The 26,379-nt window shown below is 74.1% G+C and carries 24 protein-coding genes; 13 read left to right on the top strand and 11 right to left on the bottom strand.

The genetic code is table 11. The features are described from left to right. Nucleotides 1-118 precede the first annotated feature (118 nt). From ACIRQ9_RS26555 to ACIRQ9_RS26545, 3 genes are all read right to left on the bottom strand, one after another. Nucleotides 119-385, bottom strand: coding sequence for a hypothetical protein (locus ACIRQ9_RS26555; protein WP_404178367.1), 267 nt, complete (start codon nt 383-385; stop codon nt 119-121). 190 nt (nt 386-575) lie between these two features. After that, the gene (locus ACIRQ9_RS26550; protein ID WP_404178364.1) at nt 576-1,355 is read right to left on the bottom strand and encodes a hypothetical protein; all 780 of its coding nucleotides are present in this window, start codon (nt 1,353-1,355) and stop codon (nt 576-578) included. Between the two features lie 209 nt (nt 1,356-1,564). Continuing rightward, nucleotides 1,565-2,371: a class I SAM-dependent methyltransferase gene (locus ACIRQ9_RS26545; RefSeq protein ID WP_404178361.1), complete on the bottom strand. Its 807-nt coding sequence runs from the start codon at nt 2,369-2,371 to the stop codon at nt 1,565-1,567. A 262-nt stretch (nt 2,372-2,633) separates the two neighbouring features. Here ACIRQ9_RS26545 and ACIRQ9_RS26540 point away from each other — a divergent pair, with 262 nt between their 5' ends. Continuing rightward, nucleotides 2,634-3,563 carry an NAD(P)-dependent oxidoreductase gene (locus ACIRQ9_RS26540; RefSeq protein WP_404178358.1) on the top strand — a complete coding sequence of 310 codons (930 nt, stop codon included), beginning with the start codon at nt 2,634-2,636 and terminating at the stop codon, nt 3,561-3,563. A 9-nt stretch (nt 3,564-3,572) separates the two neighbouring features. Continuing rightward, nucleotides 3,573-4,028: an RpiB/LacA/LacB family sugar-phosphate isomerase gene (locus ACIRQ9_RS26535; RefSeq protein WP_404178355.1), complete on the top strand. Its 456-nt coding sequence runs from the start codon at nt 3,573-3,575 to the stop codon at nt 4,026-4,028. Nucleotides 4,029-4,031: 3 nt separating this feature from the next. On the opposite strand, the gene ACIRQ9_RS26530 is transcribed toward ACIRQ9_RS26535, so the two are convergent. Further along, complete coding sequence (locus ACIRQ9_RS26530) at nt 4,032-4,400, bottom strand: DUF6479 family protein (protein ID WP_404178352.1); 369 nt, start codon at nt 4,398-4,400, stop codon at nt 4,032-4,034. A gap of 286 nt (nt 4,401-4,686) precedes the next feature. Between ACIRQ9_RS26530 and ACIRQ9_RS26525 the strand changes: the two genes are divergently transcribed. Continuing rightward, nucleotides 4,687-5,028, top strand: coding sequence for a hypothetical protein (locus tag ACIRQ9_RS26525; protein ID WP_404178349.1), 342 nt, complete (start codon nt 4,687-4,689; stop codon nt 5,026-5,028). 169 nt (nt 5,029-5,197) lie between these two features. Continuing rightward, nucleotides 5,198-5,623 carry an SsgA family sporulation/cell division regulator gene (locus ACIRQ9_RS26520; RefSeq protein ID WP_404178345.1) on the top strand — a complete coding sequence of 142 codons (426 nt, stop codon included), beginning with the start codon at nt 5,198-5,200 and terminating at the stop codon, nt 5,621-5,623. 96 nt (nt 5,624-5,719) lie between these two features. On the opposite strand, the gene ACIRQ9_RS26515 is transcribed toward ACIRQ9_RS26520, so the two are convergent. Beyond that, on the bottom strand, nt 5,720-6,424 hold the full coding sequence (locus ACIRQ9_RS26515; RefSeq protein WP_404178342.1) for a TetR/AcrR family transcriptional regulator: 705 nt from the start codon (nt 6,422-6,424) through the stop codon (nt 5,720-5,722). Nucleotides 6,425-6,576: 152 nt separating this feature from the next. Between ACIRQ9_RS26515 and ACIRQ9_RS26510 the strand changes: the two genes are divergently transcribed. After that, the gene (locus ACIRQ9_RS26510) at nt 6,577-6,951 is read left to right on the top strand and encodes a ferredoxin (RefSeq protein WP_404178339.1); all 375 of its coding nucleotides are present in this window, start codon (nt 6,577-6,579) and stop codon (nt 6,949-6,951) included. 55 nt (nt 6,952-7,006) lie between these two features. Here the strand turns inward: ACIRQ9_RS26510 and ACIRQ9_RS26505 are convergent, their stop codons facing one another. Together ACIRQ9_RS26505 and ACIRQ9_RS26500 are read right to left on the bottom strand one after the other, a co-directional pair. After that, nucleotides 7,007-7,666 carry an MSMEG_1061 family FMN-dependent PPOX-type flavoprotein gene (locus tag ACIRQ9_RS26505; protein ID WP_404178336.1) on the bottom strand — a complete coding sequence of 220 codons (660 nt, stop codon included), beginning with the start codon at nt 7,664-7,666 and terminating at the stop codon, nt 7,007-7,009. A 202-nt stretch (nt 7,667-7,868) separates the two neighbouring features. Beyond that, nucleotides 7,869-8,534 (bottom strand): TetR/AcrR family transcriptional regulator, encoded by a 666-nt coding sequence (locus ACIRQ9_RS26500; protein WP_404178333.1) that lies wholly within the window; start codon nt 8,532-8,534, stop codon nt 7,869-7,871. A gap of 258 nt (nt 8,535-8,792) precedes the next feature. On the opposite strand from ACIRQ9_RS26500, the gene ACIRQ9_RS26495 reads away from it, so the two are divergent. Continuing rightward, on the top strand, nt 8,793-9,578 hold the full coding sequence (locus ACIRQ9_RS26495) for an SDR family NAD(P)-dependent oxidoreductase (RefSeq protein WP_404178330.1): 786 nt from the start codon (nt 8,793-8,795) through the stop codon (nt 9,576-9,578). 186 nt (nt 9,579-9,764) lie between these two features. After that, on the top strand, nt 9,765-10,880 hold the full coding sequence (locus ACIRQ9_RS26490) for an ABC transporter permease (protein WP_404178327.1): 1,116 nt from the start codon (nt 9,765-9,767) through the stop codon (nt 10,878-10,880). Nucleotides 10,881-10,961: 81 nt separating this feature from the next. Here ACIRQ9_RS26490 and ACIRQ9_RS26485 read toward each other — a convergent pair whose 3' ends face one another. Further along, nucleotides 10,962-11,462 (bottom strand): MarR family winged helix-turn-helix transcriptional regulator, encoded by a 501-nt coding sequence (locus tag ACIRQ9_RS26485; protein WP_404178324.1) that lies wholly within the window; start codon nt 11,460-11,462, stop codon nt 10,962-10,964. A 243-nt stretch (nt 11,463-11,705) separates the two neighbouring features. Here ACIRQ9_RS26485 and ACIRQ9_RS26480 point away from each other — a divergent pair, with 243 nt between their 5' ends. From ACIRQ9_RS26480 to ACIRQ9_RS26455, 6 genes are all read left to right on the top strand, one after another. Continuing rightward, the gene (locus ACIRQ9_RS26480; RefSeq protein WP_404178321.1) at nt 11,706-12,884 is read left to right on the top strand and encodes an acyl-CoA dehydrogenase family protein; all 1,179 of its coding nucleotides are present in this window, start codon (nt 11,706-11,708) and stop codon (nt 12,882-12,884) included. Between the two features lie 9 nt (nt 12,885-12,893). Continuing rightward, nucleotides 12,894-13,739: an oxygenase MpaB family protein gene (locus tag ACIRQ9_RS26475; protein ID WP_404178318.1), complete on the top strand. Its 846-nt coding sequence runs from the start codon at nt 12,894-12,896 to the stop codon at nt 13,737-13,739. A 116-nt stretch (nt 13,740-13,855) separates the two neighbouring features. Then, entirely contained in the window at nt 13,856-16,072 is a 2,217-nt protein-coding gene (locus ACIRQ9_RS26470) for a tetratricopeptide repeat protein (protein WP_404178315.1), read from the top strand. A 150-nt stretch (nt 16,073-16,222) separates the two neighbouring features. Continuing rightward, nucleotides 16,223-17,788: a phytoene desaturase family protein gene (locus ACIRQ9_RS26465; RefSeq protein ID WP_404178312.1), complete on the top strand. Its 1,566-nt coding sequence runs from the start codon at nt 16,223-16,225 to the stop codon at nt 17,786-17,788. Between the two features lie 110 nt (nt 17,789-17,898). Beyond that, entirely contained in the window at nt 17,899-19,008 is a 1,110-nt protein-coding gene (locus tag ACIRQ9_RS26460; protein ID WP_404178309.1) for an NAD(P)H-dependent flavin oxidoreductase, read from the top strand. Next, complete coding sequence (locus ACIRQ9_RS26455) at nt 19,005-20,558, top strand: acyl-CoA synthetase (protein ID WP_404178306.1); 1,554 nt, start codon at nt 19,005-19,007, stop codon at nt 20,556-20,558. Before ACIRQ9_RS26460 ends, ACIRQ9_RS26455 begins: the two co-directional genes overlap by 4 nt. Before the next feature lie 15 nt (nt 20,559-20,573). Here ACIRQ9_RS26455 and ACIRQ9_RS26450 read toward each other — a convergent pair whose 3' ends face one another. The 3 genes from ACIRQ9_RS26450 to ACIRQ9_RS26440 all read right to left on the bottom strand — a co-directional run bounded on the left by ACIRQ9_RS26450 (nt 20,574) and on the right by ACIRQ9_RS26440 (nt 26,117). Then, nucleotides 20,574-23,483, bottom strand: coding sequence for an ATP-binding protein (locus tag ACIRQ9_RS26450; RefSeq protein WP_404178303.1), 2,910 nt, complete (start codon nt 23,481-23,483; stop codon nt 20,574-20,576). A gap of 176 nt (nt 23,484-23,659) precedes the next feature. Continuing rightward, nucleotides 23,660-24,685, bottom strand: coding sequence for a (-)-alpha-amorphene synthase (locus tag ACIRQ9_RS26445; protein WP_404178301.1), 1,026 nt, complete (start codon nt 24,683-24,685; stop codon nt 23,660-23,662). After that, a complete protein-coding gene (locus tag ACIRQ9_RS26440; RefSeq protein ID WP_404178298.1) occupies nt 24,660-26,117 on the bottom strand; it encodes a cytochrome P450 in 1,458 nt (485 codons plus the stop codon). Before ACIRQ9_RS26440 ends, ACIRQ9_RS26445 begins: the two co-directional genes overlap by 26 nt. Nucleotides 26,118-26,379 lie beyond the last annotated feature (262 nt).

Here is a 26,379-nt window from a genome sequence, read left to right as displayed (position 1 = left end):
GCGGACGGCGCCGGTGTCCCGCGGGGGCACCGGCGCCCGGGCGTCCTGGCACGGCGGGGCCGCCTCCGGAACGACGATCGGCTCCGGACCGGCCGCCCACACCAGGAGGAAGCTTTCTTCAGGACGCGCGGCCGGGGTCGCACAGCACCATGACCGCGCGGGCGACGAGTTCGCCGGCGCCGCCGAGTTCCTCGCGGTAGCGGCCCGTCACGCCGCGCACCGTCTTCGCGAACTCCGGGTCGGCGGCGCGGGCGCGGGCCGGGGGCACCAGCTGCCGCGCCATCGCGCGGCGGCGGGCGAGCAGCGCGATGATCTCCTCGTCGAGGCGTTCGAGCGGGGCGAGTGGCCGGTCCGCCGCCGTGTCCAGAGCGGGCTTCGTCGTCACGAGAGGTCTCCGTCCTCCGAGGGCGGGACCCGGATCGTGGATCCCGCCCGCCTTCATCGCTGTAGCTCCTTCATCACTGTGCCCAAGGCGTTCGGCGGCGACTCCTCACGGATCACCTGAGGACGCGGCACATCGGGCGGACGGGAGCGGGAGGGGCGGACGGGCCGACGATCCGGCCGGAGGAGCCGGGTCAGCCCAGGCAGATGACCAGCAGGCAGAGCTGCGAGGGCGGGGTCTGGGCAGGGGCGGTGCTGGTCGTCGGCGCCGGTGTGCCGTCGCCGCCGGTGGTGGGGGCGGCGGTGGAGGCGGGGGCCGCCGACGGCTGGGTCTGCGGGGCGGTGGTGGTGCCGGGGGCGGTGGGCGAGGTGGCGGCCGCCGCCTGGGACGTGTCGGCGGACGACGCCGTCGACGGGGCCGACACGAGCGGGAGCCGACGGGGTGTCGTGGTGGCGCGGGGAGTGCCGGTGGTCTGCTCGTGCGGCGCGTCGGCGGTCGCCTTCGCCCGGACGGGGCCGGAGGGGCCGGGCGCCCGGTGGCGGCCGGTCGGTGCCGATGCCGCCGACACGGGCACGGTCATGGTGGCCTCCTGGCCGGCGACGCCCATGGCCCGGTGGTTGTCCGGGGCGCCGGCCGCCTGCGCCTGGCTGGTGGACTGGCGGTCCAGCGAGGCGACGGTCAGGCCGCCGCCGACCAGAGCGACCGCGGTGGCCACCAGGGCACGCCGCTGGGTCTTCTTCCAGCGGGCTCGCTGACGGCGCCGGGCCGCCCGGCCGGTCGGCGCGACGGCGGGGGAGCCCTCGTGGGACGCGTCGGCGGTGTCGCCCTGCGTGTCGTCGTACCGGGTGTCGGCCGCCGGGGCCCGCCAGGGCGTCACCACGGCGCGGGGCGCGGTGCTCGGGGTGTAGGCGCCGCAACCTGGGCACGCCAGGGCACCGTTGAGGTGCCGACGGCACGAGGAGCAGTAGTCCATCGGAGGTCTTCCTGACTCGACTGCGCCAGCGGCGTCCTGTGCCGTGGCCTGATCTCGATCACTCGGGATCGAACGGCCTGAACGGTAGCGACCCTTTGGCCAGGCAGTGTGCAGTCTGTGTGCCGTTTCTGCGCAGATGCGGTCCGTGGACGGGACCGGCACGCGCAGTCACCGTCGCACCCGGCCGCGGGCGTGCGCCGGCCGGCGGTTCAGGTTCCCGCCTGCGGCCTGCGGCCCCACGCGGTCAGCATCCCGGCGGACAGCGCGGCGCACTCCTCCGAGGACAGGTACCGGATCGCCGCGTCGACGGCCGCGTCGTCGACCAGGCCGGTGGCGAGCATCGCCGCCCGGCTCCGCTCCCAGGTGTCCGCCCAGAACCGGCTGACGGGGCTGCCCGGCACCAGCGGCGGCACGTGGATCTCGGCTGCGACGGACACGAGTCCCGCTCCCCGCAGCAACTGCGGGTAGGCCGGCACCCAGGAGACGTCGGTGCCGATGGTCGTCCGCAGTCCCTGCCACATCGCCCGCATCGCCGTCGTGTACGGCGTGTCCGGCGTCCGGTCGCTCGTCAGGTCGACCGCGTCACTGAGCACCAGCACCCCGCCCGGCGCCACCAGACCGGCCAGCGCGGTGATCACGCGGTCGTGCTCGGGCAGGTGCATCAGCACGAAGCGGGCGTGGACCAGGTCGAACGGGCCGCGGATCTCGTCCAGCGCGGTGGTGACGTCGGCTTCCAGGACGTCGAGCCCGGGCCTCGCGGTGAGGAAACGCACGTCCCGGTCGACGGCGAGCACGCTCTCCACCCCGGCCTCGTCCAGGAGCCGCCGCGAGACCGTGCCCGTCCCGGCGCCCACGTCGAGGCAGCGCAGGCCGGGCCCGGCCCCGAGCGCCCGCAGCCGGGCCATCGTGATGTCGTCGTAGACGAGGGCACCGACGTCGATGCGCTCGCCCTCGCCCGCCTGGTCGGGACGGAAGGCGTCCTCGCCGTAACGGCCGCCGCCCCGAGCGGTGGTCATGCCGCCGCCGCGGTACCGCCGGGACGGCCGCCGGGCCGCCGGGCCAACAGGATGTCGAAGACGTTCATGACCGACCTCTGCGCGTGGTGGTGCGGCCCGTCCCGAGGCGGCCGCACGGCCGATCCTGCACCGACGGCCACCCGCACATCCGAGGCGCGCCGCACCCGACCCGATCGGCCCCACCCGTCGCCGGCACCGGCACCCGCGCGCCGTACAGTGCCGATGGTCCTCACCTTCCGCACGCCGAGCAGGAGTTACGACGATGACGCAAGAGACCGGCGGCCCCGACACCCCCGTGTGCGGCTTCGTGGGGCTCGGTGTGATGGGGCAGCCCATGGCGCTCAATCTCGCCCGCGCCGGTATCCCGCTGATCGTGTGGAACCGGACGCCCGACCGCGCGGAGGCACTGCGCGCCGCCGGGGCGCGGGTCGCGGCGAGCGCCGAGGACGTCTTCGCCCGGGCGCGAGTCGTGTTCGTCATGCTCGTCGACGAGGCGGTGACGGACACGGTCCTGGGCCGGGGCGGTCCCGGGTTCGGGAAACGCGTGGCCGGCCGTGTCGTCGTGTCGACGGGCTCGACGTCACCCGAGTACGCGCGCGCTCTCGCCGCCGACGTGCGGGCCGCCGGCGGCCGGTTCGTCGAGGCCCCGGTCTCCGGATCGCGCAAGCCCGCCGAGGCCGGCGAACTGGTCGCGATGCTCGGCGGTGACCGGGACACGGTGGAAGAGGTACGGCCGCTGCTCGCCCCGATGTGCCGGGAGACCGTCCACTGCGGCGGGCCCGGCACCGGCCTGCTGATGAAGCTGGCCGTCAACCTCTACCTGAACACGACCGTCGCGGCCCTCGCGGAGGCCGTGCACTTCGCCGCGCGGCAGGACCTGGACCTGGAGACCTTCCGGGCCGTCGTGGACTCCGGGCAGCTGGCCAGCGGCGTGACCCGGGTGAAGGTCCCGATGCTCGCCGCCCACGACTTCACGGTGCAGGCCGCCACGGCCGACGCCCACGCCAGCACCCGCCTGATCGCCGACGCGGCCCGCGCCGCCGGTATCGCCACCCCGCTCCTCGACCTCAGCAGCGACCTCTACGCCGAGAGCGTGCGGCTCGGCAACGCCCGCCTGGACATGTCCTCGGTCCTCACCGCCATCGAGGCCCGAACCGAGACCCGTACGGACACCGCCCCGGACACGGCCTAGGCTGCGGGCATGCGGATCTCCGTCTCCTCCGACATGGACGAACCCGTCGCGCGCCTCCTCGTGGAGGAGTTGCGGCGACGCGGCCACGAGGTGCGCGCGTACGGCGCGCTCGAAGCGGGGGCCGACCCGCGGTGGGCGGTCTGTTCGGAGACGGCCGCCCGTGACGTCGCCGCCGGCACCGCCGACCAGGCCGTCGTGTGCTGCTGGACCGGCACCGGCGCCTCGATCGCCGCGAACAAGGTGCCCGGCGTCCGAGCGGCTCTGTGCGCCGACGCGTACACCGCCGACGGCGCCCGCCGCTGGAACGACGCCAACGTCCTCGCCCTGAGCCTGCGCCTGACCTCGCAGCCGCTGCTCAAGGAGATCCTCGACGCCTGGTTCGCGGCAACGCCGAGCCAGGACGCCGAGGATCTCGAGAACGTGGCCCACGTCGGACGTCTCGACGTGGGCCGGGGAGCGGTCTAGGGGTCAGTGGGCGCCGAGGCCGCCGCCGCCGAACGAGCCGCTGCTGCCGTTGCTCCAGCGTGGCCGGTCCGTCGACGTGCTCGGTCTGGTCTGCTGGTTGCTCAGTTCGTAGGGAGTGAGCGGACGACCGCCCTTGGGCATCACCGGGATCTCCTCCGACTCGCGGTTCTCCCGGATCTCATGGACGGCGCCCTCCGGCGGCAGCTTCGGCTGCTCGTCGGGGCGTGGGCGGGGGGACTCCCGGGACTTGACGCGACTGCCGAGCCAGAAGCCGCCGGCGAGCATCGCCAGGACGGCCACGGCGACCACGAACAGCCCGAGGCTCAAGAGGCCGCTGGGAGCGGCCAGCTCCATCGTCGATACCGTGCTCATGCCTAGTGAATACCCGCCCAGAACGGCATGAACCGGACTTTTTTCGTGTTCGGTCGTATCCGCTCCGCGATCGTCGCGCGAGCGAATTCGCCTCGACTTGCGGCTGCTTGACGTCCTTTCCATCCGTTGTGACGGGCTTCACCGCAAACATGAGGCCCCCCTCAAGTACGCTGGGCAACGCCGAACATGAGGGGTCCCTCAGGATCCTCCCGGTCCGGCCCACGGACATCGCAGCGGCCGCCGTACCGGAACGGCCGCGCAGCACAGGAAATGGCAAGGAATGACCATGAACAGGTGGACCAGGCGCGTCTCGATCGCTGTCACTTCCACGGCCCTCGCGGGCGGAGCGCTGCTCGGGACCGTCGGCCCCGCCTCGGCGGCCACGGCCCCGGGATCCTCCGCGCACGCGACGTCCTCCGCCGCCGCCCTCGCGGACGGCGGTGACCGTGACGGCCACCGCGCGGACGGATCCGGGAGCGCCCACCACGACGTCCGGCACCACCAGCACCGCACCGGCGGGCAGCACCACGACGGCCGGCAGCGGCAGCCAGCGGCCACCGCCGCGGTCGTCGTCAGCGCCGAGGGCTGGTACCTGGACCAGGTCGCCTGGGACCTGCACCAGCACTGATGCGGCCGCAGGCCGACACGGCCGGTTCGACGGGCCGCAGCGCCCCGGCCCGCGGGCCGTCGCCGCGACGCGTCGAACCGGCCGCCGGCCGGGCCGACGTCGGGCCGGGTCCGACGTGCCGGGGGAGCGATCGCAGCGCCGGGCGAGCCGGACGCGGGAGTGAGGGACAGTGAGATCGGTCAGAACCGTGGCGTGCGAGCTCCCGGTGGAGTTCGTCCTGTCGCACGAGGTGTCGGTGCCCATGCACGCGGCGCTGCGGTACGAGGCGGAGGACCCCTACGCCGTCCGTGCCGTCTTCCATCCGCCGGGCCAGGAGGTGACCGTCGAGTGGTTCTTCAGCCGCGACATGCTCGCCCAGGCGCTGAGCGGGCGGACCGGGCAGGGCGGGGACGTGCACATGTGGCCGGCCGTCGACGCGGGGCGCGACGTCGTGTACGTCGCCCTGCGCGCACCGGAGGGATCGGCCCTGCTCACGTTTCCCGCGCACGACGTGCGGGCCTTCCTGCGGGAGACGTGGTCGCTGGTGCGGCCGGGGCGCGAAGCCGACCGGTTCGACCTGGACGCCGAGCTGGCCGAGCTGCTGGCGGGAAGCTGAACGCCGCCTCCGGACGCGAGCGGGCCCGGTGCCGACCGTCGGCACCGGGCCCGCTCGCGTGCCGTCCCGTCGGCCGGCGGTCTCACCGGCCGTGGCTCAGGCGTCCTCCTGGCACTCGCGGCACTCCTCCTCGGGGCACTCCAGCGTGGTGAGGGTCTGGTCGACCTGCCGGGTGGTGAGCGGAGGCTCGGGCAGTTCATGGGCGCACCGGGCCCGGAAGCCGTCGAGCAGCAGGTGCAGGTGGCGGCGCCAGGCCTGGGGTGCGACGGCCCGCGTGGCCCGGATGATCCCGGCCTGCGACCAGATCACGAAGGCGATGTCCTGGGGCGTGACGTCCGGGCGGAGGACGCCCTGCTCCTGGGCGTTGCGGAAGATCTGGGCGGCCCGCTCCTGGGAGCGCTCGAACATGCCGCGGCCGAGCGCGTGCACCGGCAGCCGGGCCGAGGCCAGGTCGTTGAAGGCGCGGTCGCAGGCCTGGAGCTGGCAGAGCTTCTCCAGGTAGTGGCAGAACCCCTCCCATGCGTCGTCCATGGCCGCGGCCTCTTCCGCGGTGGCCAGCAGCTCCGTGAACTTCGCGGTGAACAGCTCCTCGACCAGGTCGAGTCTGCGCGGGAAGTGCCGGTACAGCGTCCCGATCGCGACGCCCGCCGCGCGGGCCACACCCTCCAGCGACGCGTCCAGCCCCTGCTCGGCGAAGGCCGTCCGGGCGGCGGCCACGATCGCGTCCCGGTTGCGCTGCGCGTCACGGCGCAGCGCCTTGGCCGGCGCCTTGGAGGCGGGCAGGACGTGCTGGTGGCTCATACCCCGAGGTTAACATGAGGGGCCCCTCGAATTCGGTGACGTGACCCTGCTCACGACCGTCCCGGCGGTGGCCTCCTCGCCCCCGGCCTTCCTGAGGAGCCGGGGGTCCCGCTGCCGGGTTTGCCGCCTCGTGGCGCGGCAACCCGGGGTCCATGACGCCGCCGAGTTCCCAGCAGGAGCTGTACGGATACCTGGAAGACCGCTTCGCCTGCGCCCAGGCCTGTACGGAGTGTGCTCGGCTCTGTGCGCTGGGCGCCGGCGTCTTCGACCAGGAGGGAACGGCCGAACGGGAGCGGGTGCGCCGTACCGGCATCATGTGCGCCGAGGTGTGCGACGCGACCTGCCGGGCGCTGACCGAGGAGAACGACCAGGACGAGACGGGTCTGCGCGTCCAGCTGGAGTGGTGCCGGACGATCTGCCTCCAGGGCGCGCAGGCCTTCGACACCCGCCCCGGCGCCGAGAAGAGCGCGGCCGCGTGCCGGGCGTGCGCCGTGGCCTGCACGGAGTTCCTGGCGACCCTGGCCTGAGCGACGCGAACGTCGCGCGCCCGCACGGGCCCCCACTCACGCGCCCCTACGGACTCTACTCGTACCGGTACTTCAGCGAGTCCGCCTCCGTCTGTTCGATGTCGGCGATCGTCAGCCCCGGCATGCGGAGCTGGGCCAGCGTCACCTCGGCCGAGGTCGGCTGGGCGTCCGCCGGCAGCCACTGCTCCGGCTGCCACGCGCCGCTGCGCAGCAGCGACTTGGGGCAGTGCGGGTACACCTCCTCGATGCCCAGCACCAGCGCGCTGGCCGGCGGCTTGCCGACCGGGGTCAGCTGCGCCAGCAGGTCCGGGCGGGCGGAGACGCAGGCCCGCCCGTTCACCCGGAGCGTCGTGGCGCGCCCGGGGATGACGAACAGCAGCCCGGCCCGCCCGGTGGCGATGACGTTCTGCAGGGTGTCCAGACGCTTGTTGCCGGTCGCGTCCGGTATCGCCACGGTCCGTTCGTCCAGGACGGCGACGAACCCGGCGGGGCCGCCGCGCGGCGAGACGTCGCAGGTGCCGTCGGCGTCCGCGCTGGCGATCAGCACCAACGAGGAGAGACCGATCAACCTACGCGTCTGGTCGGTGAGTTCGGTCATCTGCTTGCGCACGGCCGCGTCGCTGGGGCGTTCGTAGACCCGGCGCAGCGTCTCCTGGTCGGACACGGCGTCCAGGCGCAGCGAGTCGAAGGCGCTGCCGGCGAGAAGTGGCGTCATGCCCCGACCCTAGTGCGCCCGCCGACGCCCCCGGCCATGGACCGCGAGGCGTCCCGGGCGGCTCCGGAGCCGGGTCGGCCGAGGGCCGGGTGGCCGGTGTGGTCGCCGCCGAAACTCCTCGACCTGTCAGGGGTGCTGTACGGGCCGCCCAAGCCCTGGCCGATCGCCGACGGACAGGTTTTCTGGTCCGGCGGGAAGAGTGTCAGTCGGTCTCGGTGCCGTCGATCAGGTGGGCGGTGATGTCCTCGTGCGTCGGCGACGGCGGCAGGGGACGGGAGTCGTTCGGGCGCAGACCGTCCACGAAGATGCGCACGTGACGGGTGGCCAGGGCCTTGGCCTGCTCGGTCGGCAGGTACGGCATGGGGCGGCAGACCATCGCGCCGGTGGTGATCAGGTCCATGTGCGTGACGCCGGGCCGGATCGCGCCCCGCGCGCGGGCCCGCGCGAGCACCTCGTCGAGCAGCGGCGCGATGCGGCCCTGGAGGTCGATCGCCTCGGGGCTGGAGGCGACCGGTCCGCCGAGCAGTGGGAGGACCAGGGTGTCCCGTTCGTCGACCAGGCGGAGCAGGAACTCCTCGACGGCCGCCAGCGGATCCCGCGGAGCGGTGTCCAGCGCGTGTCGGGCTGCGTCGGCCACCGTGGCGAACCCGTCGAGGACGACCTGCTGGACGAGGGCTTCGCGGTCCGGGAAGCGGCGGTAGAGCGTGGCGATGTTCACGCCGGCACGCCGGGCGATCTCGTCCAGCGGGGCGGAGGTGCCCAGTTCGCGGAAGGCGGTCCGTGCGGCGGTGAGGATCTGGGCACGGTTTCGGGCCGCGTCCGCCCGCAGTCGAGGTGCGCCGCTGCCGCCAGGCGTGCCGGAAGCCACCGTGAGCCCGTCCTTTCCCGATCGCGCCGACCGGTCGTGATCATCGCGGGCCGACGCGTCGAGACTACGTCAGCCGGATTCCCGTACCCCGCTAAACGAAGGATTTCCTGCGCTTGATGTTACGGTGGGTATGTCGCCGCAGCTCGGCGGCGTCCTGACGCCCACGCCCCGGGCGCGGTGCGGACCTCCCGTCGGAACCGGACACCGCGGCCGCAGGCCACAGAGCCAGCCGTCCCCTTTGCTTGGAGGAGAGCAGTGGTGTCATCCGCACAGCAGGCACGATTCGAAGGCAAGGTGGCGGTCGTCACCGGCGGCAGCCGCGGCATCGGCGCGGCCGTCGCCAGGCGGCTGGTCCAGGAGGGTGCTGCGGTGGCCGTCGGTTACCGGGGCGACGAGGAGGCCGCGGCCGCGCTGGTCGCCGAACTGACCGACGGCGGCGGCCGGGCCCTCGCCTTCCGGGCCGACGTCGCCGACCCGGAGCAGACCCGGGCGCTGGTCGAGCGTGCGGTCGGCGCGTTCGGCCGGCTGGACGTGCTCGCGTCCTGCGCCGGTGTCGAGCACTTCGACGCGCTGGAGAGGATCACCCCGGCCGACTTCGACCGGATCTTCGCGGTCAACACGCGCGGACAACTGTTCGCGGTCCAGCACGCCGCGGCCCACCTGCGCGAGGGCGGCCGGATCGTGCTGACCTCGTCGGTGAGCGCGTCGAGGGCGTTCTTCGGGCACACGCTGTACGCCGCGAGCAAGGCGGCGGTGGAGTCGATGGTCCTGAACCTCTCCGCGGAGCTCGGCCGCAGGGGCATCGCCGTCAACGCCATCGCCCCCGGCGGCACCGCCACGGACATGGCCCGCGAGCACGGCGCGAGCTATCTGCACCCGGACCTGGCCGGGAAGCAGGACCTGGACGACTGGCTCCGGGTCGGCGTCGCGCTGCGACGGCTCGCCGAGCCCTCCGAGATCGCCGCCGGATACGCCTTCCTCGCCTCCGCCGACGCGTCCTACATGACCGGCCGCACGCTCGAACTCGACGGCGGGATGTTCTAGGACGACGGCCCTGCCCGGACGCAAGCCCCGGTCCCGGACCACCGGCCAGGACCTCCGCGGGCGGCCGCCCCGGCCCCGGCCCACCCGCCGGGAACGTCCGCCGATGATCCCGCCCACCCCCTGACCCCACCGCGGCAGACCGCACCGGCGCCCGCGCCCCCCTCAGATCCGGAAAGCACCCGCCCCATGCACCACGGCATACAGCCCTCCGTCAGCGTCCCGCCCCACGCGGCCCCGTACGACCCGGACACCGAGCCGCCCGTCGCGCACGTGCGGCACGCCCGGCACGCACTGGTCGACTCCGAACCCGGGCTGCCCGCCCCGGTGCTCGCGGCGGCCGCCGGCACCCGCAAGGCGGTCCTCGTGCCGGTACTCACCGCGCTGGCGATCGGCACCGTGTTCGTCGCCGTGTACCTCGCCGCCTTCCACGCCCCCTCGGCCCGCCACCAGCCCGTCGGCATCGCCGCCTCCGACAAGGTGGCCGCACGCACCGAACTCGCCCTGAACAACGCGGCCCCGGACGGCTACACGTTCTACCGCTACCAGGACGCCGCTGCCGCCCGCCGGGCCATCGCGCACGACCAGGTGCCGGCCGCACTGGTCGCGGACGGCCAGGGCACGCGCCTGCTGGTCGCCGGCGCCGAGGGGCCGTCCACCGTGTCCAGCCTCGCCACGGCGCTGACCTCCGCCGTCGGCAAGCCGGTCCCGGTCAAGGACATACTGCCCCTGGCGGCGGGAGACGCCCGCGGACTGTCGGTGTTCTACGCCGCCTTCGGTGTCGTACTCGCCGGGTTCCTCTTCGCCGTCTCCTCCTACCAGATCGCGCCCCGCCTGCGGCTGGCCGTCCGCGTCGCCTCGACGCTGGTCTTCGCCGTCGCCTCCGGCCTGATGGTGGCACTGATCGCGCACACCGGCCTGAGCGCGCTGCCCGCGCCGTTCGCCGTGGTCACCCTCGTGGTCGGCCTGCTGGCGTGGGCCGCCGCCGCGGCCGCCGGGGTGCTGCTGCGGGTGTTCGGCCCGCTCGGCATGCCGGTCGCCTCCGTGGTGCTGCTGATCCTCGGCAACGCCACCTCCGGCGGCATCCTGCCGGCCACCTTCCTGCCCGCCTGGCTCTCCCCGCTCGCCACGGTGCTGCCGCCGGCCGCGGCGGTACGCGGGCTGCGGGGCGCCGCCTACTTCCACGACGCGCACCTCACGGGCGCCGTCGCGACCCTGGCCGGCTGGGGTCTGGGCTGCCTGGCCCTCCAGTACCTGCTGGACCGCTTCGCCGCCCGCCCCCAGAACCTCGCGACGGCGCGCTGACGGCCGCGCCGGCGGCCTCCCGTCCCGGCCCGGACGCCGCAGACCGCGCGGCCCCGCCCCGGTCGTGGCCCCCGAGCCGGCTCAGGTCTGCCGCGAGGTGGCGCGGGCGAGGCTCTCCTCGATGCGCCGGAGGACCTCAAGGGCGTCCGCCTGTCGCTCGGGGGGCGTGCCCTCGGTGGCGCCGGCCTCCAGGTCCAGCCGGACCCGCTCCACCGCGGCCCGCAGGGCGGTCCCCGCCGCCGTGGGCTCGACGACGGTGACCCGCTTGTCGGTGGCGCACGGGAAGCGGCGCACGAACCCCGCGTTCTCCAGCCGCCGGACGGTACGGGTCATGGCGGCGGGGTCGGAGCCGAGCGGCCGGACCAGATCGGTCTGCCGCTGCGGGCCGCGGTCCCACAGCTGCCTCGTGACCGGTTCCTGGCCCGGATGCGGGCCCACCCGGCGCAGCAGCTGACCGGCCAGCATGCGGTGCAGGCGGGCCACCCGGAAGATCGCGTGGTCGAGCGCCCCGGCCGTGACCGCGTCCGGCATGTGCACGTCCGCCGGTGCCGCGGTGTCGGCGCCGTACTCCGGCTGGCTCATGGGATTCCTCGCGTGACCTGCGCAGGTGACCGAACGGCTGGAGGCTGCCGCGAAGCGCGCCCCGATCCGGGCCCCGAACCGGCGGGGGTGCCTGCTGCGCCCACCGCGCGACCGCGCACACCGGCCCGAGCGCACCCGCGTGGCGTGGCTCCGACGCCCGTACCCGCGTCGCCATTCCCAATTTCTGGAACACGTTCTACGGTGTGCGCCGTCAGGACCGCCCGTGGGGAGCCTGGAGGCGCCGTGCACCTCGACCACACGCCCGAGCAGCAGCGGCTGCGCACCGAACTGCGCGCCTACTTCGCCGGCCTGGTGCCGGACAACGCCTACGCCCGCTACGCCGACCCCGCCGCGCAGAAACGCTTCTACCGGGAGACGGTCCGCCGGCTCGGCACCGACGGCTGGCTCGGTGTCGGCTGGCCCGAGGAGTACGGCGGCCGGGGCCTGACCGCGATGGAACAGTTCATCTTCTTCGACGAGGCCGCGCAGGCGGGCGTCCCGCTCCCGCTGATGGCGCTGAACACCGTCGGGCCGACGATCATGCGGTACGGCACGGACGAGCAGAAGGCGTACTTCCTGCCCCGCATCCTCTCCGGCGAGATCGACTTCGCCATCGGCTACAGCGAACCCGACGCCGGCACCGACCTGGCCGCGCTGAAGACCCGGGCCGTGCGGGACGGCGACGAGTACGTGGTGGACGGCCAGAAGATCTGGACCACCAACGGCGACACCGCCGACTGGGTCTGGCTCGCCACCCGTACCGACCCCGCCGCGCCGCCGCACAAGGGCATCACCATGCTGCTGGTGCCGACCACCGACCCCGGCTACTCCTGCACCGTGATCAACACCCTCGCCTCGCACGACACCACCGCCAGCTACTACGAGAACATCCGGGTCCCGGTCTCCCGCCGGGTCGGGGAGGAGAACCAGGGCTGGCGGCTGATCACCAACCAGCTCAACCACGAACGGGTCACCCTCGCCGCCCACGGCACCATGGCCATCCGCGCCCTGCACGACGTCCAGCGCTGGGCCGTGGAGACCAAGCTCGCCGACGGCCGCCGCGTCGTCGACCTGCCCTGGGTGCGCCGCAACCTCGCCCGCACCCACACCCGCCTGGACGCCATGAAACTGCTGAACTGGCAGATGGTGACCGCCGTCCAGGACGGCACCCTCACCCCGCAGGACGCCTCCGCCGTCAAGGTCTACGGCTCGGAGGCCCGCCGTGACGCCTACGCCTGGCTGATGGAGATCGCCGGCGCGGCGGGCCCGCTGAAGGAAGGGTCGGCCGGCGCGGTCCTCCACGGCGAACTGGAACGCGGCTACCGCTCGGCGGTCATCTTCACCTTCGGCGGCGGCAACAACGAGATCCAGCGCGAGATCATCGCGTGGATCGGACTGGGGATGCCGCGGGTGCGGCGTTAGTCTGCGGTCATGGCGGGCGATCCCGGTCTGTTCACCCCGGACTCCGTGACCTGGCAGGCGCACGGCGACCCGATGATGTGGATCGCCGGCATCCGCGCGCTCTACCTCCAGGCCCTGCACCCGCGCGCGGTGCGCGCCGTGATGGAGAACTCCGACTTCCGCAAGGACGCCTGGGGCCGGCTGATGCGGACCGCGTCCTTCGTCGGCACCACCACCTACGGCACGACGGAGGCGGCCGAGCGTGCCGGGGCCCGGGTGCGCAGGATCCACGGCATGCTCGGCGCCACCGACCCTGACACCGGCGAACGGTACGGCGTGGACGACCCGGACCTGCTGCTGTGGGTGCACTGCGCCGAGATCGACTCGTACCTGCACGTCCTGCGCCGCTCCGGTTTCCCGCTCACCGACGCCCAGGCCGACCGCTACCTCGCCGAGCACCGGGTCAGCGCCCGCCTGGTGGGCCTGGAGCCCGCGGCCGTCCCCGGCGACCGGGCGTCCATGGCCGCCTACTTCCGCGAGGTGCGGCCGCAGCTCGCCGTCGGAGCGGACGCGCGCGCGGTGGACGACTTCCTGCTCCGCCCCCCGGCCCACCCGCTCCTGATACCGGCGCGCGAGGTGCTGTGGCGGCGCGTGGCCCACCTGGCGTACGCCTCCCTGCCGCCGTACGCCCACGAGCTGTACGGCAGACCGGCCCCCGAACCCGCCGTCGTGACCCGGCGGCTGCGCGCCACCGGCACCCTGCTGCGCTGCGTTCCCGCACGTCTGCGCTGGCAACTCCCGCCCAAACACATCCTGCGCGCCATGGCGAGGCTCGGTCCGCACGCGCGCCCGGCACCGTACAAAATCGGGCGTTAGGCCGCCATACTGGCCGACGGGGGAGTGTGTCACGGAACGGCCGGTTCGGCGCGGCCGCATCCTGACGGCGACCCCGGGGGAGGGCGGAGCTGTACGACGGGGGGCGGCGGCGCGCGATGGCTGACACCAGGCTGGTCCAGGGGCGGTACCGGCTGCTCGACCTGATCGGCCGGGGCGGGATGGGCGAGGTGTGGCGCGCCCGCGACGAGTCCCTGGGACGGCAGGTCGCGGTCAAGTGCCTCACCCCGCCGGGCCCGCACCACGACCAGGCCCTCGCCCCCGTGCTGCGTGAACGGTTCCGCCGTGAGGCGCGGGTGGCCGCCGCCCTCTCCCACCGCGGAGTGACCGTCGTCCACGACTTCGGCGAGTACGACGACGTCCTCTACCTCGTCATGGAACTGCTGGACGGCCGCGACCTGAGCCGGCTCATGGCGGACAACGGGCAGCGTCCGCTGCCCGTCGGCGACGTCGTCGACATCGCCGAGCAGGTCGCCGCCGCCCTCGCCTACACCCACCGGCAGGGCATCGTGCACCGGGACCTGAAACCCGCCAACATCGTGATGCTCTCCGACGGCACGGTGAAGCTGTGCGACTTCGGTATCGCCCGCCTCGGCCACGACATCGGACCCACCTCCCGGCTGACCGGCACCGGCATCGCCATGGGCACCCCGCACTACATGTCACCGGAGCAGATCGGCGGGGCCGAGGTCGACCGGCGCAGCGACCTGTACTCCCTGGGCTGCGTGCTGTACGAGATCGCCACCGGGGCACCGCCGTTCGACCTCGTCGACGCCTGGGCGGTCCTCATCGGCCACCGCGACACCCCGCCCGCCCCGCCGCGCACCCTCCGCGCGGAACTGCCCGGCTGGTTCGAGAAACTCGTCCTGGACCTGCTGGCCAAACGGCCCGAGCAACGGCCCTACGACGCACGGGAACTGAGCCGGCGGATCACCGCCGGACGGGCGGCACCCGGGTACGTCCCGACCGTCGTCACCGCCGCACCCCGGCTGCGGTCCCCGGCGCTGCGCGAGCCCCGGCCGCCGTCCTGGACCCGGTCCATGACCACCGGCCCCAAGGCGACCGGCACCGGCCCGCGCTCCACCCCGCCCGATCCCGCGGCCGGGCTCACCCGGGAGTGGACCACCCGCGCCACCGAACCCCTCCTCGCCGCCGCCGTCCCCGATCCGTGGACCGTCACCGCGCTGGCCGGCCGCCACCGGGCCGGACTCGGCCTCGGACGGCTCGGCCGCTGGACCGAGGCCGGTCAGGTGCACCGGGAGGTCGCCGCCGAACGCGCCCGCCTCCTCGGCCCCGGCCACCCGGACACCCTCGCCAGCCGCTACGAGATCGCCTTCACGCTGAGCCGCACCGGCCGCGCGGCCGAGGCCCTGCGCGAGTACACCGAGGTCGCCAGGGCCCGGGAGCGCGCACTCGGCGCCGACCACCCCGACACCCTCGCCGCCCGCCAGGAAACGGCCTACGTGCTCGGCCAGTTGGGCCGCCACTTCGAGGCCCACCAGGCGTACACCTCCGTACTCGCCGACCGGCGGCGGCTGATGGGCCCGGACCATCCCGACACCCTGCGCTGCCGCCACAACCTCGCCTTCAACCTCAGCCGGCTGGGCCGGCTGGAGGACTCGTACCGCATGGCCCACGACGTGGCACTCGCCCGCGCCCGCGTGCTCGGCCCGCGGCACCCCGACACGCTGGTCACCCGCTACGAAGTCGCCTACGCGCTGAGCCGGTTGGAATGCTGGGAGGAGGCCCTGGCGACCTATCGCGAGGTCGCCGAGGCACGCGCGCTGGCCCTCGGCCCGGACCACCCCGACACCCTCGCCGCCCGCTACGAGGTGGGGATCAGCCTCGGCCGCCTCGGGCGCTGCGCCGACGCGCTCGGCGTCTACCGGGCCCTGATCGAGGACCGCACCCGCGTCCAGGGCCCCGACCACCCCGAGACGCTCCGGGCCCGCCACGGCCTCGGCGTCAACCTGGGCCGCCTCGCCCGCTGGGAGGAAGCCCTCGCGGAGTCCCGGGAGGTGTGCGCCGCCCGCGCCCGGGTCCTCGGACCCGACCACCCCGACACCCTGGTCAGCCGCCGGGAGGTCGCGGTCGGCCTGGGCTGGCTGGGCCGGTGGCCGGACGCGCTGGCCGAGTACCGGTACGTCGCCCGCGCGCGCGAGCACGTCCTCGGCCCCGACCACCCCGACACCCTCGCGGGCAGGAACGACGAGGCGCACTGCCTGGAGCGGTTGGGCCGGGGCGAGGAGGCCGCGGAGCTGTACCGCGGGGTCGCGGTACGGAGGCAACAGCGCGCACCGAGCGGACAGATGTGACCCGCCCCGACGGCGCGCGGCGCCGCCGGGTGCGCTCCGCCGGGTGGGCGGGGCCGTCCGCACACCACCGGCGCTCTCCGAACGGCCCTCCCCGCGCGGCGATCCGGCACGCCTCTTACCTGACTAGATCATCATGTGTTACGAAGAAGCATGCCCCCTGCCTCCGAAACATCCCGGACCTACGACACCGTCATCGTCGGCGGTGGCCACAACGGCCTGGTCGCGGCGGCCTACCTGGCCCGGGCCGGGCGCAGCGTACTGGTGCTGGAGCGGCTGGCCCGCACCGGGGGCGCGGCCGTCTCGACCCGCCCCTTCGCCGGCGTCGACGCACGGCTGTCGCGCTACTCCTACCTGGTCAGCCTGCTGCCCAGGAAGATCGTCCGCGATCTGGGCCTGAACTTCCGGGTCCGCGGCCGCACCATCTCCTCGTACACGCCCGTGGAGCGGGGCGGCCGGCCGACCGGGCTGCTCGTCGGCGGCGGCGAACGCCGCATCCGCGAGGCGTTCGAACGGCTGACCGGCGGCAAGGAGGAGTACCAGGCCTGGCAGCGGTTCTACGGCATGACCGGCCGGGTCGCCGAGCGCGTCTTCCCGACGCTCACCGAGCCGCTGCCCACGCGCGAGGAGCTGCGCCGCCGGATCGACGACGAGGCGGCCTGGCGCGCCCTGTTCGAGGAACCGATCGGCGTCGCCATCGAGGAGAACTTCACCGACGACCTGGTCCGCGGGGTCGTCCTCACGGACGCCCTGATCGGCACCTTCGCCGACGCCCACGACCCGTCCCTGCGGCAGAACCGCTGCTTCCTCTACCACGTCATCGGCGGCGGCACCGGAGCCTGGGACGTGCCCGTCGGCGGCATGGGCGCCCTCACCGACGCGCTGGCCGCGACCGCGCGCGCGGCGGGCGCGGTGCTCGCCACCGGGCACGAGGCGGTACGGATCGAGACGGACGGCGACACCGCCGAGGTCGCCTACCGCACCGCCGACGGCGAAGGCACCGTCGGCGCCCGGAACGTCCTGGTCAACGCGTCCCCGCAGGAACTCGCCGCCCTGACCGGCGATCCGGCCCCGGAGCCCGCCGAGGGCGCCCAGCTCAAGGTGAACATGCTGCTGAAGCGGCTGCCCCGGCTGCGTGACACCGCCGTCGACCCGCGCGAGGCGTTCTCCGGCACCTTCCACGTCGCCGAGGGCTACGGACAACTGGCCGCCGCCCACGCCGAGGCCGCGGCCGGCCGGCTCCCGTCCGCGCCGCCCTCGGAGATCTACTGCCACTCGCTGACCGACCCCACGATCCTCGGCCGCGACCTGGTCGAGCGCGGCTACCAGACCCTCACCCTCTTCGGCCTGCACACCCCCGCCCGGCTCTTCGACGCCGACAACGACGGCGTGCGCGCGCAACTCCTCAAGTCCACCGTCGCCCAGCTCGACGCCCACCTCGCCGAACCCCTCGTCGACTGCCTCGCGCTGGACGCCGACGGCCGCCCCTGCATCGAGGCCAAGACCCCCCTGGACCTCGAACGCGACCTGCGCCTGCCCGGCGGCAACATCTTCCACCGCGACCTGTCCTGGCCCTACGCGCAGGACGGCGCGGGCCGCTGGGGCGTGGAGACCCGGCACGCCAACGTCCTGCTGTGCGGGGCGGGCGCGGTGCGCGGCGGAGGAGTGAGCGGCGTGCCCGGGCACAACGCGGCGATGGCGGTGCTGAAGGGGGAGTGACGGGCGTCCCGCCCCGGACGCCGGGCCGCGGGCGAACCGCCGCCGCAGAAATCTGACGGAGCATCAGGAAATCTCTTCCGCCTGCCGGACGACTGCGGCATCCTGCGCCCATGCAGACGGAGCTGAGCCAGACCCTCGGAGTCGAGCACGCCGTCTTCGGCTTCACGCCGTTCCCGGCCGTCGCCGCGGCCATCAGCCGCGCCGGCGGCTTCGGCGTGCTCGGCGCGGTCCGCTACACCGCACCCGACGACCTCAAACGCGACCTCGACTGGATCGAGAAACACGTCGGCGGCAAGCCGTACGGGCTCGACGTCGTGATGCCGGCCAAGAAGGTGGACGGCGTCACCGAGGCCGAGGTCGAGGCGATGATCCCGGAAGGGCACCGGCAGTTCGTGCGCGACACCCTCGCCAGGTACGGGGTGCCCGAGCTGGCCGCCGGCGAGGCCTCCGGATGGCGCATCACCGGCTGGATGGAACAGGTCGCCCGCACCCAGCTCGACGTCGCCTTCGACTACCCGATCCGGCTGCTCGCCAACGCCCTCGGCTCGCCGCCCGCCGACGTCGTCGACCGCGCCCACGACCAGGACGTCCTGGTCGCCGCCCTCGCCGGGAGCGCCCGGCACGCCGTCAAACACCGGGACGCCGGCATCGACGTCGTCGTGGCACAGGGCTACGAGGCCGGCGGCCACACCGGCGAGATCGCCACCATGGTGCTCACCCCCGAGGTCGTGGACGCCGTGGCCCCGCTGCCCGTCCTCGCGGCCGGCGGCATCGGCAGCGGCGCCCAGGTGGCGGCGGCCCTGAGCCTCGGCGCCCAGGGCGTGTGGCTGGGCTCCCTGTGGCTGACCGTCACCGAGGCCGACCTCTCCTCGCCCGCCGTGACCCGCAAACTGCTCGCCGCCGGCTCCGGCGACACGGTCCGCTCCCGCGCCCTGACCGGGAAACCGGCACGCCAGCTGCGCACCGAGTGGACCGACGCCTGGGACGACCCGGACGGCCCCGGCACCCTCCCGATGCCGCTGCAGGGCCTGCTGGTCGCCGAGGCGGTCTCCCGCATCCAGAAGTACGAGGTCGAACCCCTCCTGGGCACGCCGGTCGGCCAGATCGTCGGCCGCATGACCGAGGAACGCAGCGTCCAGGCCGTCTTCGACGACCTCACCCGAGGCTTCGAACGCGCCGTCGACCGCATCAACCGCATCGCCGGAAGGAGCGCCACGTGACCAGCACACCCCCCGCCGGATTCTGGGCCCAGGCCGCCGCCGAGCCCGACCGCACGGTGCTCGTCGCACCCGACGGCGAGGAATGGACCGCCGGCCGGCTGCTCGCCGCCGCCAACCGGCTCGTCCACGGACTGCGCGCCGCGGGCCTGGAACGCGGCGACGCCTTCGCGGCGGTCCTGCCCAACGGACCCGAGTTCCTCACCGCCTACCTGGCCGCCAGCCAGGCCGGCCTCTACCTGGTCCCCGTCAACCACCACTTCGTCGGCCCGGAGATCGCCTGGATCGTCGCCGACTCCGGCGCCAAGGTGCTGCTCGCCCACGAACGCTTCGCCGGCGCCGTCCGCCAGGCCGCCGACGAGGCCGGTCTGCCGGCCGGCCACCGGTACGCGGTCGGCGAGATCGAGGGCTTCAGACCGTACGCCGAACTCCTCGACCAGCAGCCCGAGTCGGCGCCCGCCGACCGCGAACTCGGCTGGGTCATGAACTACACCTCGGGCACCACCGGCCGCCCTCGCGGGATCCGCCGCCCGCTGCCCGGCAGGCTCCCCGAGGAGGCCTACCTCGGCGGCTTCCTCGGCATCTTCGGCATCCGGCCCTTCGGCGACAACGTCCACCTGGTCTGCTCGCCGCTCTACCACACGGCCGTCCTGCAGTTCGCGGGCGCGTCCCTCCACATAGGCCACCGGCTGGTCCTCATGGACAAGTGGACACCCGAGGAGATGCTCCGCCTGATCGACGCCCACCACTGCACCCACACCCACATGGTCCCCACCCAGTTCCACCGCCTGCTCGCCCTGCCCGCACAGGTACGCGCCCGCTACGACGTCTCCTCCATGCGGCACGCCATTCACGGCGCGGCCCCCTGCCCGGACCACGTCAAACGGGCCATGCTCGACTGGTGGGGGCCCAGTGTCGAGGAGTACTACGCGGCCAGCGAGGGCGGCGGCGCCTTCGCCACCGCCGAGGACTGGCTGAAGAAGCCCGGCACGGTCGGCAAGGCCTGGCCGATCAGCGAACTCGCGGTCTTCGACGACGACGGCAACCGGCTGCCTCCCGGTGAACTCGGCACCGTCTACATGAAGATGAACACCGGCGGCTTCTCCTACCACAAGGACGAGGCCAAGACGGCGAAGAACCGGATCGGCGACTTCTTCACCGTCGGCGACCTCGGCTACCTCGACGCGGACGGCTACCTCTTCCTGCGCGACCGCAAGATCGACATGATCATCTCCGGCGGGGTCAACATCTACCCCGCCGAGATCGAGTCCGCGCTCCTGTCCCACCCGGCCGTCGCCGACGCCGCCGCCTTCGGCATCCCGCACGACGACTGGGGCGAGGAGGTCAAGGCCGTCGTCGAACCCGCGCCCGGCCAGGAACCCGGCCCCGCCCTCGCCGCCGCCCTCCTCGCCCACTGCGCCGAACGCCTCGCCGGCTACAAACGGCCCAGGACCGTCGACTTCATCACCGAGATGCCCCGCGACCCCAACGGCAAGCTGTACAAACGACGGCTGCGCGACCCGTACTGGGAGGGCCGCACCCGTCAGGTGTGACACCGGGCGGCGGCGTCAGACCAGTCCGCCCGGACCGCCGTCCAGGAACTCGGCGAGACCGGAGGCGTCGGTGCCGATCTTGCGGTAGACACGGGACAGCAACTGCCGTACGCCCTGCTCGGTCAGGTGCAGTTCCTTGGCGACCACGGCCACCGACTGCCCCCGCACGGTCAGTTCGGCGGTCCTGTGCTCCTGGGCGGTCAGCGTGTCCGCCTGCGGGTAGCGCAGCGGCAGCGGCCGCAGCCCGGCCGCCGACAGCTCACCCCTGGCCCGGGCGGCGAGCGCGTCGGCACCGCAGTGCACGGCTCCCTCCAGCCCCTGGTAGAGCCGGTCCGCGGCCTCCTGCACGCGCCCGGCACGCGACAGCGCGGCACCGTGACCGACCTGGGCGCGGGCGAGTTCGTAGGCGGCGGGCGACTGCTCCAGGTGGGCCACGGCCTCCGCGTACAGCTCGACGGCCGCGGGACCGCCGGTCACCTCGGCCAGGGTGTGCAGAGCCTGGCCGACCGTGGAGACCGCGCCGAACTCCCGCGCCCGCCGCACAGCTTCGCGCGCGTGCCCGACCGCCTCCCGCGGGGCGGCCGGGGCCAGCGCGGTGGCCAGCCGCAGCTGCCACGGGCACCAGGAGGGGTTGCGCCAGGCCCGCCCGTCCAGCCACTCCCCGACCGCGGCCAGCAGCGGCGCCGCCTCCGCGTGCCGCCCCTCCGCCAGCAGCAGCTCGGCGTACACGGTGCGCGGGTCGGGATAGATGACGGCGTTCGGGACCGTCTCCCCGAAGTGGTGCCGGTCGGCCAGCGCACGGGCCTCACCCACCCGGCCACGCGCCAGCAGGGTCTGGATCAGGATGCCGACCGCGAACCACTGGGCGGGCACGGCCCCTTCGACCCGGTCCGCGATCCGCAGCCCCCGCAGTTCGAGGTCCTCGGCCTCGGCGAGGCAGCCGCGCCGGTAGCGGATGTAGCCGGCGAGGGTCTGCCCGAGGGCGAGATGCGAGCCGCACCACCCCTTGGCGGCGCACTCGGCGATCCCCGCGCCGAACAGCTCCTCGGCCCGGCGCGGCCGGTCGCCGTACATGAAGACCAGCGCGACCGAGGCGGGCACCTCGAAGCCCCGGTTCTCGTCGGTCCAGCTCATGCCGCCGCGCAGGGCCCGCTCGGCGTACCCGAGCGCGGTCCGCCGGGGCTCGCCCCGCATGACCGCGTCCCAGGCCCGCAGCCCCAGGATGTACCGCTCCTCGAGGCGGCGGCCCGGCAGCTTCCCGGCCAGCCGCGTCAGCGTGCGGGAGCGGGCCGGCGAGTCCCGGTCGTCGGTGCGGAACATGCCCCAGACGAACTGGTCGGCCTGCATGCGCAGTTTGACGCGGGGATTCGGGGCCTGCCGCGCCTCCTCGGTGGCGACCCGCTCCGCCTCGGCCATCTGGTCGGTGTGCGCGAGTGCCTGGGTCAGCCGGAAGACGAGGGAGGCGCGCAGATCGGGGTCGACGTCGGGTTCCCTGAGCGCCTGCCGCAGATGCCGGACGGTGGCCGTGGGCTCGATCAGGAAGGTGGCGCAGGCCAGTTCGTGCAGGATCGCGGCCCGGTCACCGGGACGCGGCGGCTCCTGCAGCGCACGGGCCAGCAGCCGCCCGGCCGCCTCGGTGGCTCCCGCGCGCAGGTACCCGCGGGCCGCCTCCCGCAGGGACTCGACCGTCTCGGTACTGCCGTCGCAGGGCACCTCCAGCAGATGGCGGGCCGCCGCGGCGGCACCGTACCCGGCGGCCAGGACCGCCCGCGCGGCGGCTTCGTGCAGCCCGGCGCGGAAGTCCGTGCCGATGGACTGGTAGATCGTCGTGGCGATCAGCGGATGGACGAACTCCAGCTCGCCCTGCGGACCGTGACCCTCCGCCAGGATCCGGGCCGCGCGCAGTTTGCGGACCGCCTCGGCCGCGGCCTGCTCGCCGAGCACCGCGACGGCGGCGGCGAGCCGGGGCGAGAAGGGCGACCCCAGCACGGCCGCGGTGTGCGCGAAACGTACGGTCGCGGTGCCCAGCCGTTCCAGCCGCGCGATCAGCCCCGGGCCCTTGATCGCCGCGGCGAGCTCCCGCATCGTCGGCAGGTCCTCGCCCGTGCCGCCGAGGTTCCGCTCGGCGAGCCCGATGGCCAGCTCCACCGCTTCGAAGGGGCTCCCGCCCGTGGCCAGCCAGCACTCCTTGCAGAACCGGTCCTCGGCCGTCTCGCCGATCTCGTTCCTGACGATCCGCGCCACGCCGTCGGCGGTCAGGGGCGCCAGACCGTGCGGCCGCTCCCCGTGGTCCGCGAGAATGGCGCGGAGGCCGCTCGCCTCGGGCGGCAGTTCGTCGGGCCGGTAGGCGACGACGATCAGCAACGGCAGGTCCTCGACGCGTGCGGCGAAGGAGGCGAGCCAGGTCAGGGACTCGGTGTCCGCCCAGTGCAGGTCGTCCAGGAGCAGGACGACGGGCGCCTGCTGCACGGTCAGACGCGTCATGACCCAGTCCAGGCCCTCGCGGACCCCGGTCGGGTCCGGCGCCGGGACGGCTCCGCGCGCCTCCAGGCCGAGCACGGCGGCCACGACGTCGTACCAGCTGCCCAGGAACCCGTGCAGCTGCGCCTCGTCCATCCGCGCCAGCGGGGGCTGCATCAGCTGCCGTACGAGGCGGAACGCCGAACCCTGTTCCGACTCGCCGCCCCGGCCCGACAGCACGGTGAGACCGGCCGCCGCGGCCCTGGCCCGTGCCTCCGTGACGAGTGCGGTCTTGCCGAGCCCCGCCCGGCCGGTCAGGGCGAGCATTCCCCTGCGCCGGACCCGCGGCACACCGTCCGCGGTACCCCGCAGCTCACGGAACGCGGCGTCGAGTGCCTCCAGTTCCCGCTGGCGTTCGATCAACCTCCCTCTGTCGGTGATCGGTTGGCGCTGCTCCGTCGCCATGTGCCGTGTCGCTTTCTGTCGTTCGGCCCGGGGGAGCCGAGCGTACGCCCGGAGCAGGCACGCCCGACCGGATTGCGCACCTTAGGGTGAATCACGGGCTGCGGGCGGGATAATGACCGGTCTTCGGGTATGGGGCTCCGATGGCCGGGTCCCCGGCGGTGCCGTCGGCGGCCGGGTCAGGGGGCCGGTGGGACGGCCGGCACCGACACCGTGTCCGCGTACCGCGGCACGGTCCGGGACCAGTGGTAGCAGCCGCGGATCCAGCCGATCATGCCCTCCACGTAGCCGACGCCCGCGCGGCTCAGCTCCGGCTTCACCTCGGCGTGCAGGCGCTGGAACTCCTCGATCGTCGCGTTGATCTGGCGGATGGCCAGCAGGACGGCGGTCTGCAGCGAGCAGTGGTGCGCGCGCTGGTGGGCCAGGGCCAGGTTGATCATGCCGCCGGAGCGCTGCTCCTTCACCGCGGAGAACAGGTCGGGTATCCACACCGCCGCGTCGGCCGACAGCCGGCGCAGCCGCTGCACGGCGGGGTGGTGGAGTTCGGCGTCGGACAGCTCGTCCCGTTGGGCCGCCTCGCACAGCGGGTAGAACGGCTCGACGCCCGCGGTCAGCGACCGGATCGAGGTGCAGTCACCGGTCCGCACGAGACGGGGCTGAGCCTGCGCCACCGCTTCGTAGAGCAGGCCGTGCACGTACTCACGGCTGGTCCACGACCATCGCGCGGCCTGTCCCGGGGTGCACCGTTCCCGGACCTGGCGGTACAGGTCGGCCAGGGCCGCGCCGAGCGGGGTGGCGGGTGGCCGGTCGTCCCGCAGGACCGCGACGCTCTCGCACAGCATGGGCACGAGACCGCCCGGCGAGCGCCCGCCGACGTCCTCCGCGCGGTCGTCGAAGACGAACTGGTAGGCGATCTGGAGGGCCACGACGCGCAGCAGGCCGGCGTCCATGGCCGGGCCGTTGTAGGACGCGAGCCGGGCGGGCCGGGTGCGGGCGATCATCGCCGCCACGCCCGGCTCGCCGGTCAGGCCCCACGTGCTCAGCCAGGCGTCGACGGCGGCCTCGGCCTCGGCCTCGTGCGGGTTGCTCCGGAAGGGGAAGGGCATGTGGAGGTGGGTGTCGATCAGGTCCCGGAGATCGGCGGCCGGGGGGCCGGCCAGGACACCGACCGTGACGTCCTCATGGGTTGCCGACAACGTGATCACCTGCCGTTCGGGAGTCGGGGACGCGCGGGGCGGCACCGGCCCGGGGCGCGGTGTCCGGCTGTCGGCGGGAGCGGGCCTCGCAGGCCATGACGAGGGAGCGCGGGCCCAGCGTGATCGCGGGGCGCGGGGCCCGGTCGGCGGCGCCGGGCAGATGGCGCAGGCGCACCCGGCCGGCGATGGTGGCGAGGGCCAGGGTGATCTCGGCCATGGCGAACTCGTCGCCCAGGCACTTGCGGTTGCCCGCGGAGAACGGCATGGTCGCGCGGCGTTGTGCGGCCGTGGGCCGTCCGGGCAGCCAGCGGTCCGGGTCGAAGCGCTCGGGGTCGGGGAACCACGACGCATCGTGGTGCAGCAGGTAGGGGCTGTAGAGGACGGTGGCACCCGCGGGCAGGCGGCGGCCTGCGAGTTCCGTCTCCCGGGTGGTGACCCGGGTGAAGAGCCAGCCGGGCGAGGAGTGGCGCAGCGTCTCGGAGACGACGCACCGGGTGTACACGAGGTGCGGCAGGTCGTCGGTGCCGGGACGGCGGCCGCCGGGGAGGACGGCGTCGAGTTCCGCGTGCAGCCGGCGCTCGGCCTCCGGACTGCGGGCCAGCAGCCCGAAGGCCGCGGCCAGCGCCAGCGCGGCGGTCTCGGCACCGGTGAGCAGCAGGGTGATCAGGTGGTCGTGGACGTCCTGGTCGGTGACCGGTGCCGGCCGCCGGTCGTCCCCGGCGGCCGCCAGCAGCGTGCCGAGCACGTCGTCGTGTCCGGCGTCCGGCCCGCGCCGCGCGATCGCCGTGTCGATGATCGCGTGCAGGCGGGCCAGTGCCCGCCGGTAGCGGCGGTTGGCGGGGGTCGGGAGGCGGAAGAGGGCGTCGACCGGGACCACCGTGCGCAGGAACAGGCCCCGGACGACGGCCGCGAGGCAGTCCCGCACCTCGGCGGTCGTCCGGTCGTCCAGGGAGTCGGAGAACAGGACCCGGCTGATCACCCGGGTCGTGAGGGTCGTCATCGCCTCGGTGACGGCCACGGTCCCGCCGGGCCGCCAGTCCTCGCACACCGCCGCGGCCTCCTCGGTGACGAGGTCCGTGTGGGCGGCGATCCGGGAGGGACGGAAGGCAGGTTGCAGCAGCCGCCGGCTGTCCCGGTGGTCCGGCTGGCGGCACGTGACCAGACCGTCGCCCATCAGTTTCCCGAGCCGGTCGTAGAGCGGGCCGCCCTTGTCGAAGGTGTGCGGGTCCATGAGCATCTCGTGCGTCAGTTCCGGATGGCACACCATCCAGGCGCGCTGCGGACCCAGGCGTAACTCGACCAGATCTCCGTATGCCGGTAAAGAATTCAAAAACGCCAGCGGCCGACGGTAGAAGGCGATACCGTGACCAAGGAGAGGGAATATGCCGGGAGCAGTACCTGCTGTCCATGCCCGTTTCTGCTCAGGCGCAGCGCGGTTCATGAAAACCTCCTGCCCGATGCTTCACGTGAAATCGACTGAACCTGCTTCGGGTTGAGCGCCCGAGACAAGTCCTGCCCAGGTTCCACGTTCAGAGGTCTTCCGAAACCCTTCTTCCAAGGGGCGCACGGAAGCACGCGGAGGCAGAATCCCGCCAGGCCCGCACGCCTTCTGTGGCACGAGACGCCGACCGGGACGAAGCCGTCGGATCCGGCCGCGGCCGGACCCGGTGCCGCGGCGCTTGACCTCTCCCGGCGACGGACCG

The sequence above is a fragment of the Streptomyces sp. NPDC101237 genome (assembly GCF_044767465.1).
GTDB lineage: Bacteria > Actinomycetota > Actinomycetes > Streptomycetales > Streptomycetaceae > Streptomyces > Streptomyces gramineus.
Note: the sequence above shows the minus strand (reverse complement) of the source record. Positions and strands in the feature narration are given on the sequence as shown.

Excerpts from the sequence above, each read along its gene's own strand:
- ACIRQ9_RS26550 (WP_404178364.1), bottom strand. The coding sequence starts at position 1,355 with ATGGACTACTGCTCCTCGTGCCGTCGGCACCTCAACGGTGCCCTGGCG.
- ACIRQ9_RS26545 (WP_404178361.1), bottom strand. The coding sequence starts at position 2,371 with ATGACCACCGCTCGGGGCGGCGGCCGTTACGGCGAGGACGCCTTCCGT.
- ACIRQ9_RS26540 (WP_404178358.1), top strand. The coding sequence starts at position 2,634 with ATGACGCAAGAGACCGGCGGCCCCGACACCCCCGTGTGCGGCTTCGTG.
- ACIRQ9_RS26535 (WP_404178355.1), top strand. The coding sequence starts at position 3,573 with ATGCGGATCTCCGTCTCCTCCGACATGGACGAACCCGTCGCGCGCCTC.
- ACIRQ9_RS26530 (WP_404178352.1), bottom strand. The coding sequence starts at position 4,400 with ATGAGCACGGTATCGACGATGGAGCTGGCCGCTCCCAGCGGCCTCTTG.
- ACIRQ9_RS26525 (WP_404178349.1), top strand. The coding sequence starts at position 4,687 with ATGAACAGGTGGACCAGGCGCGTCTCGATCGCTGTCACTTCCACGGCC.
- ACIRQ9_RS26515 (WP_404178342.1), bottom strand. The coding sequence starts at position 6,424 with ATGAGCCACCAGCACGTCCTGCCCGCCTCCAAGGCGCCGGCCAAGGCG.
- ACIRQ9_RS26510 (WP_404178339.1), top strand. The coding sequence starts at position 6,577 with ATGACGCCGCCGAGTTCCCAGCAGGAGCTGTACGGATACCTGGAAGAC.
- ACIRQ9_RS26505 (WP_404178336.1), bottom strand. The coding sequence starts at position 7,666 with ATGACGCCACTTCTCGCCGGCAGCGCCTTCGACTCGCTGCGCCTGGAC.
- ACIRQ9_RS26490 (WP_404178327.1), top strand. The coding sequence starts at position 9,765 with ATGCACCACGGCATACAGCCCTCCGTCAGCGTCCCGCCCCACGCGGCC.
- ACIRQ9_RS26485 (WP_404178324.1), bottom strand. The coding sequence starts at position 11,462 with ATGAGCCAGCCGGAGTACGGCGCCGACACCGCGGCACCGGCGGACGTG.
- ACIRQ9_RS26475 (WP_404178318.1), top strand. The coding sequence starts at position 12,894 with ATGGCGGGCGATCCCGGTCTGTTCACCCCGGACTCCGTGACCTGGCAG.
- ACIRQ9_RS26470 (WP_404178315.1), top strand. The coding sequence starts at position 13,856 with ATGGCTGACACCAGGCTGGTCCAGGGGCGGTACCGGCTGCTCGACCTG.
- ACIRQ9_RS26465 (WP_404178312.1), top strand. The coding sequence starts at position 16,223 with ATGCCCCCTGCCTCCGAAACATCCCGGACCTACGACACCGTCATCGTC.
- ACIRQ9_RS26460 (WP_404178309.1), top strand. The coding sequence starts at position 17,899 with ATGCAGACGGAGCTGAGCCAGACCCTCGGAGTCGAGCACGCCGTCTTC.
- ACIRQ9_RS26450 (WP_404178303.1), bottom strand. The coding sequence starts at position 23,483 with ATGGCGACGGAGCAGCGCCAACCGATCACCGACAGAGGGAGGTTGATC.
- ACIRQ9_RS26440 (WP_404178298.1), bottom strand. The coding sequence starts at position 26,117 with ATGAACCGCGCTGCGCCTGAGCAGAAACGGGCATGGACAGCAGGTACT.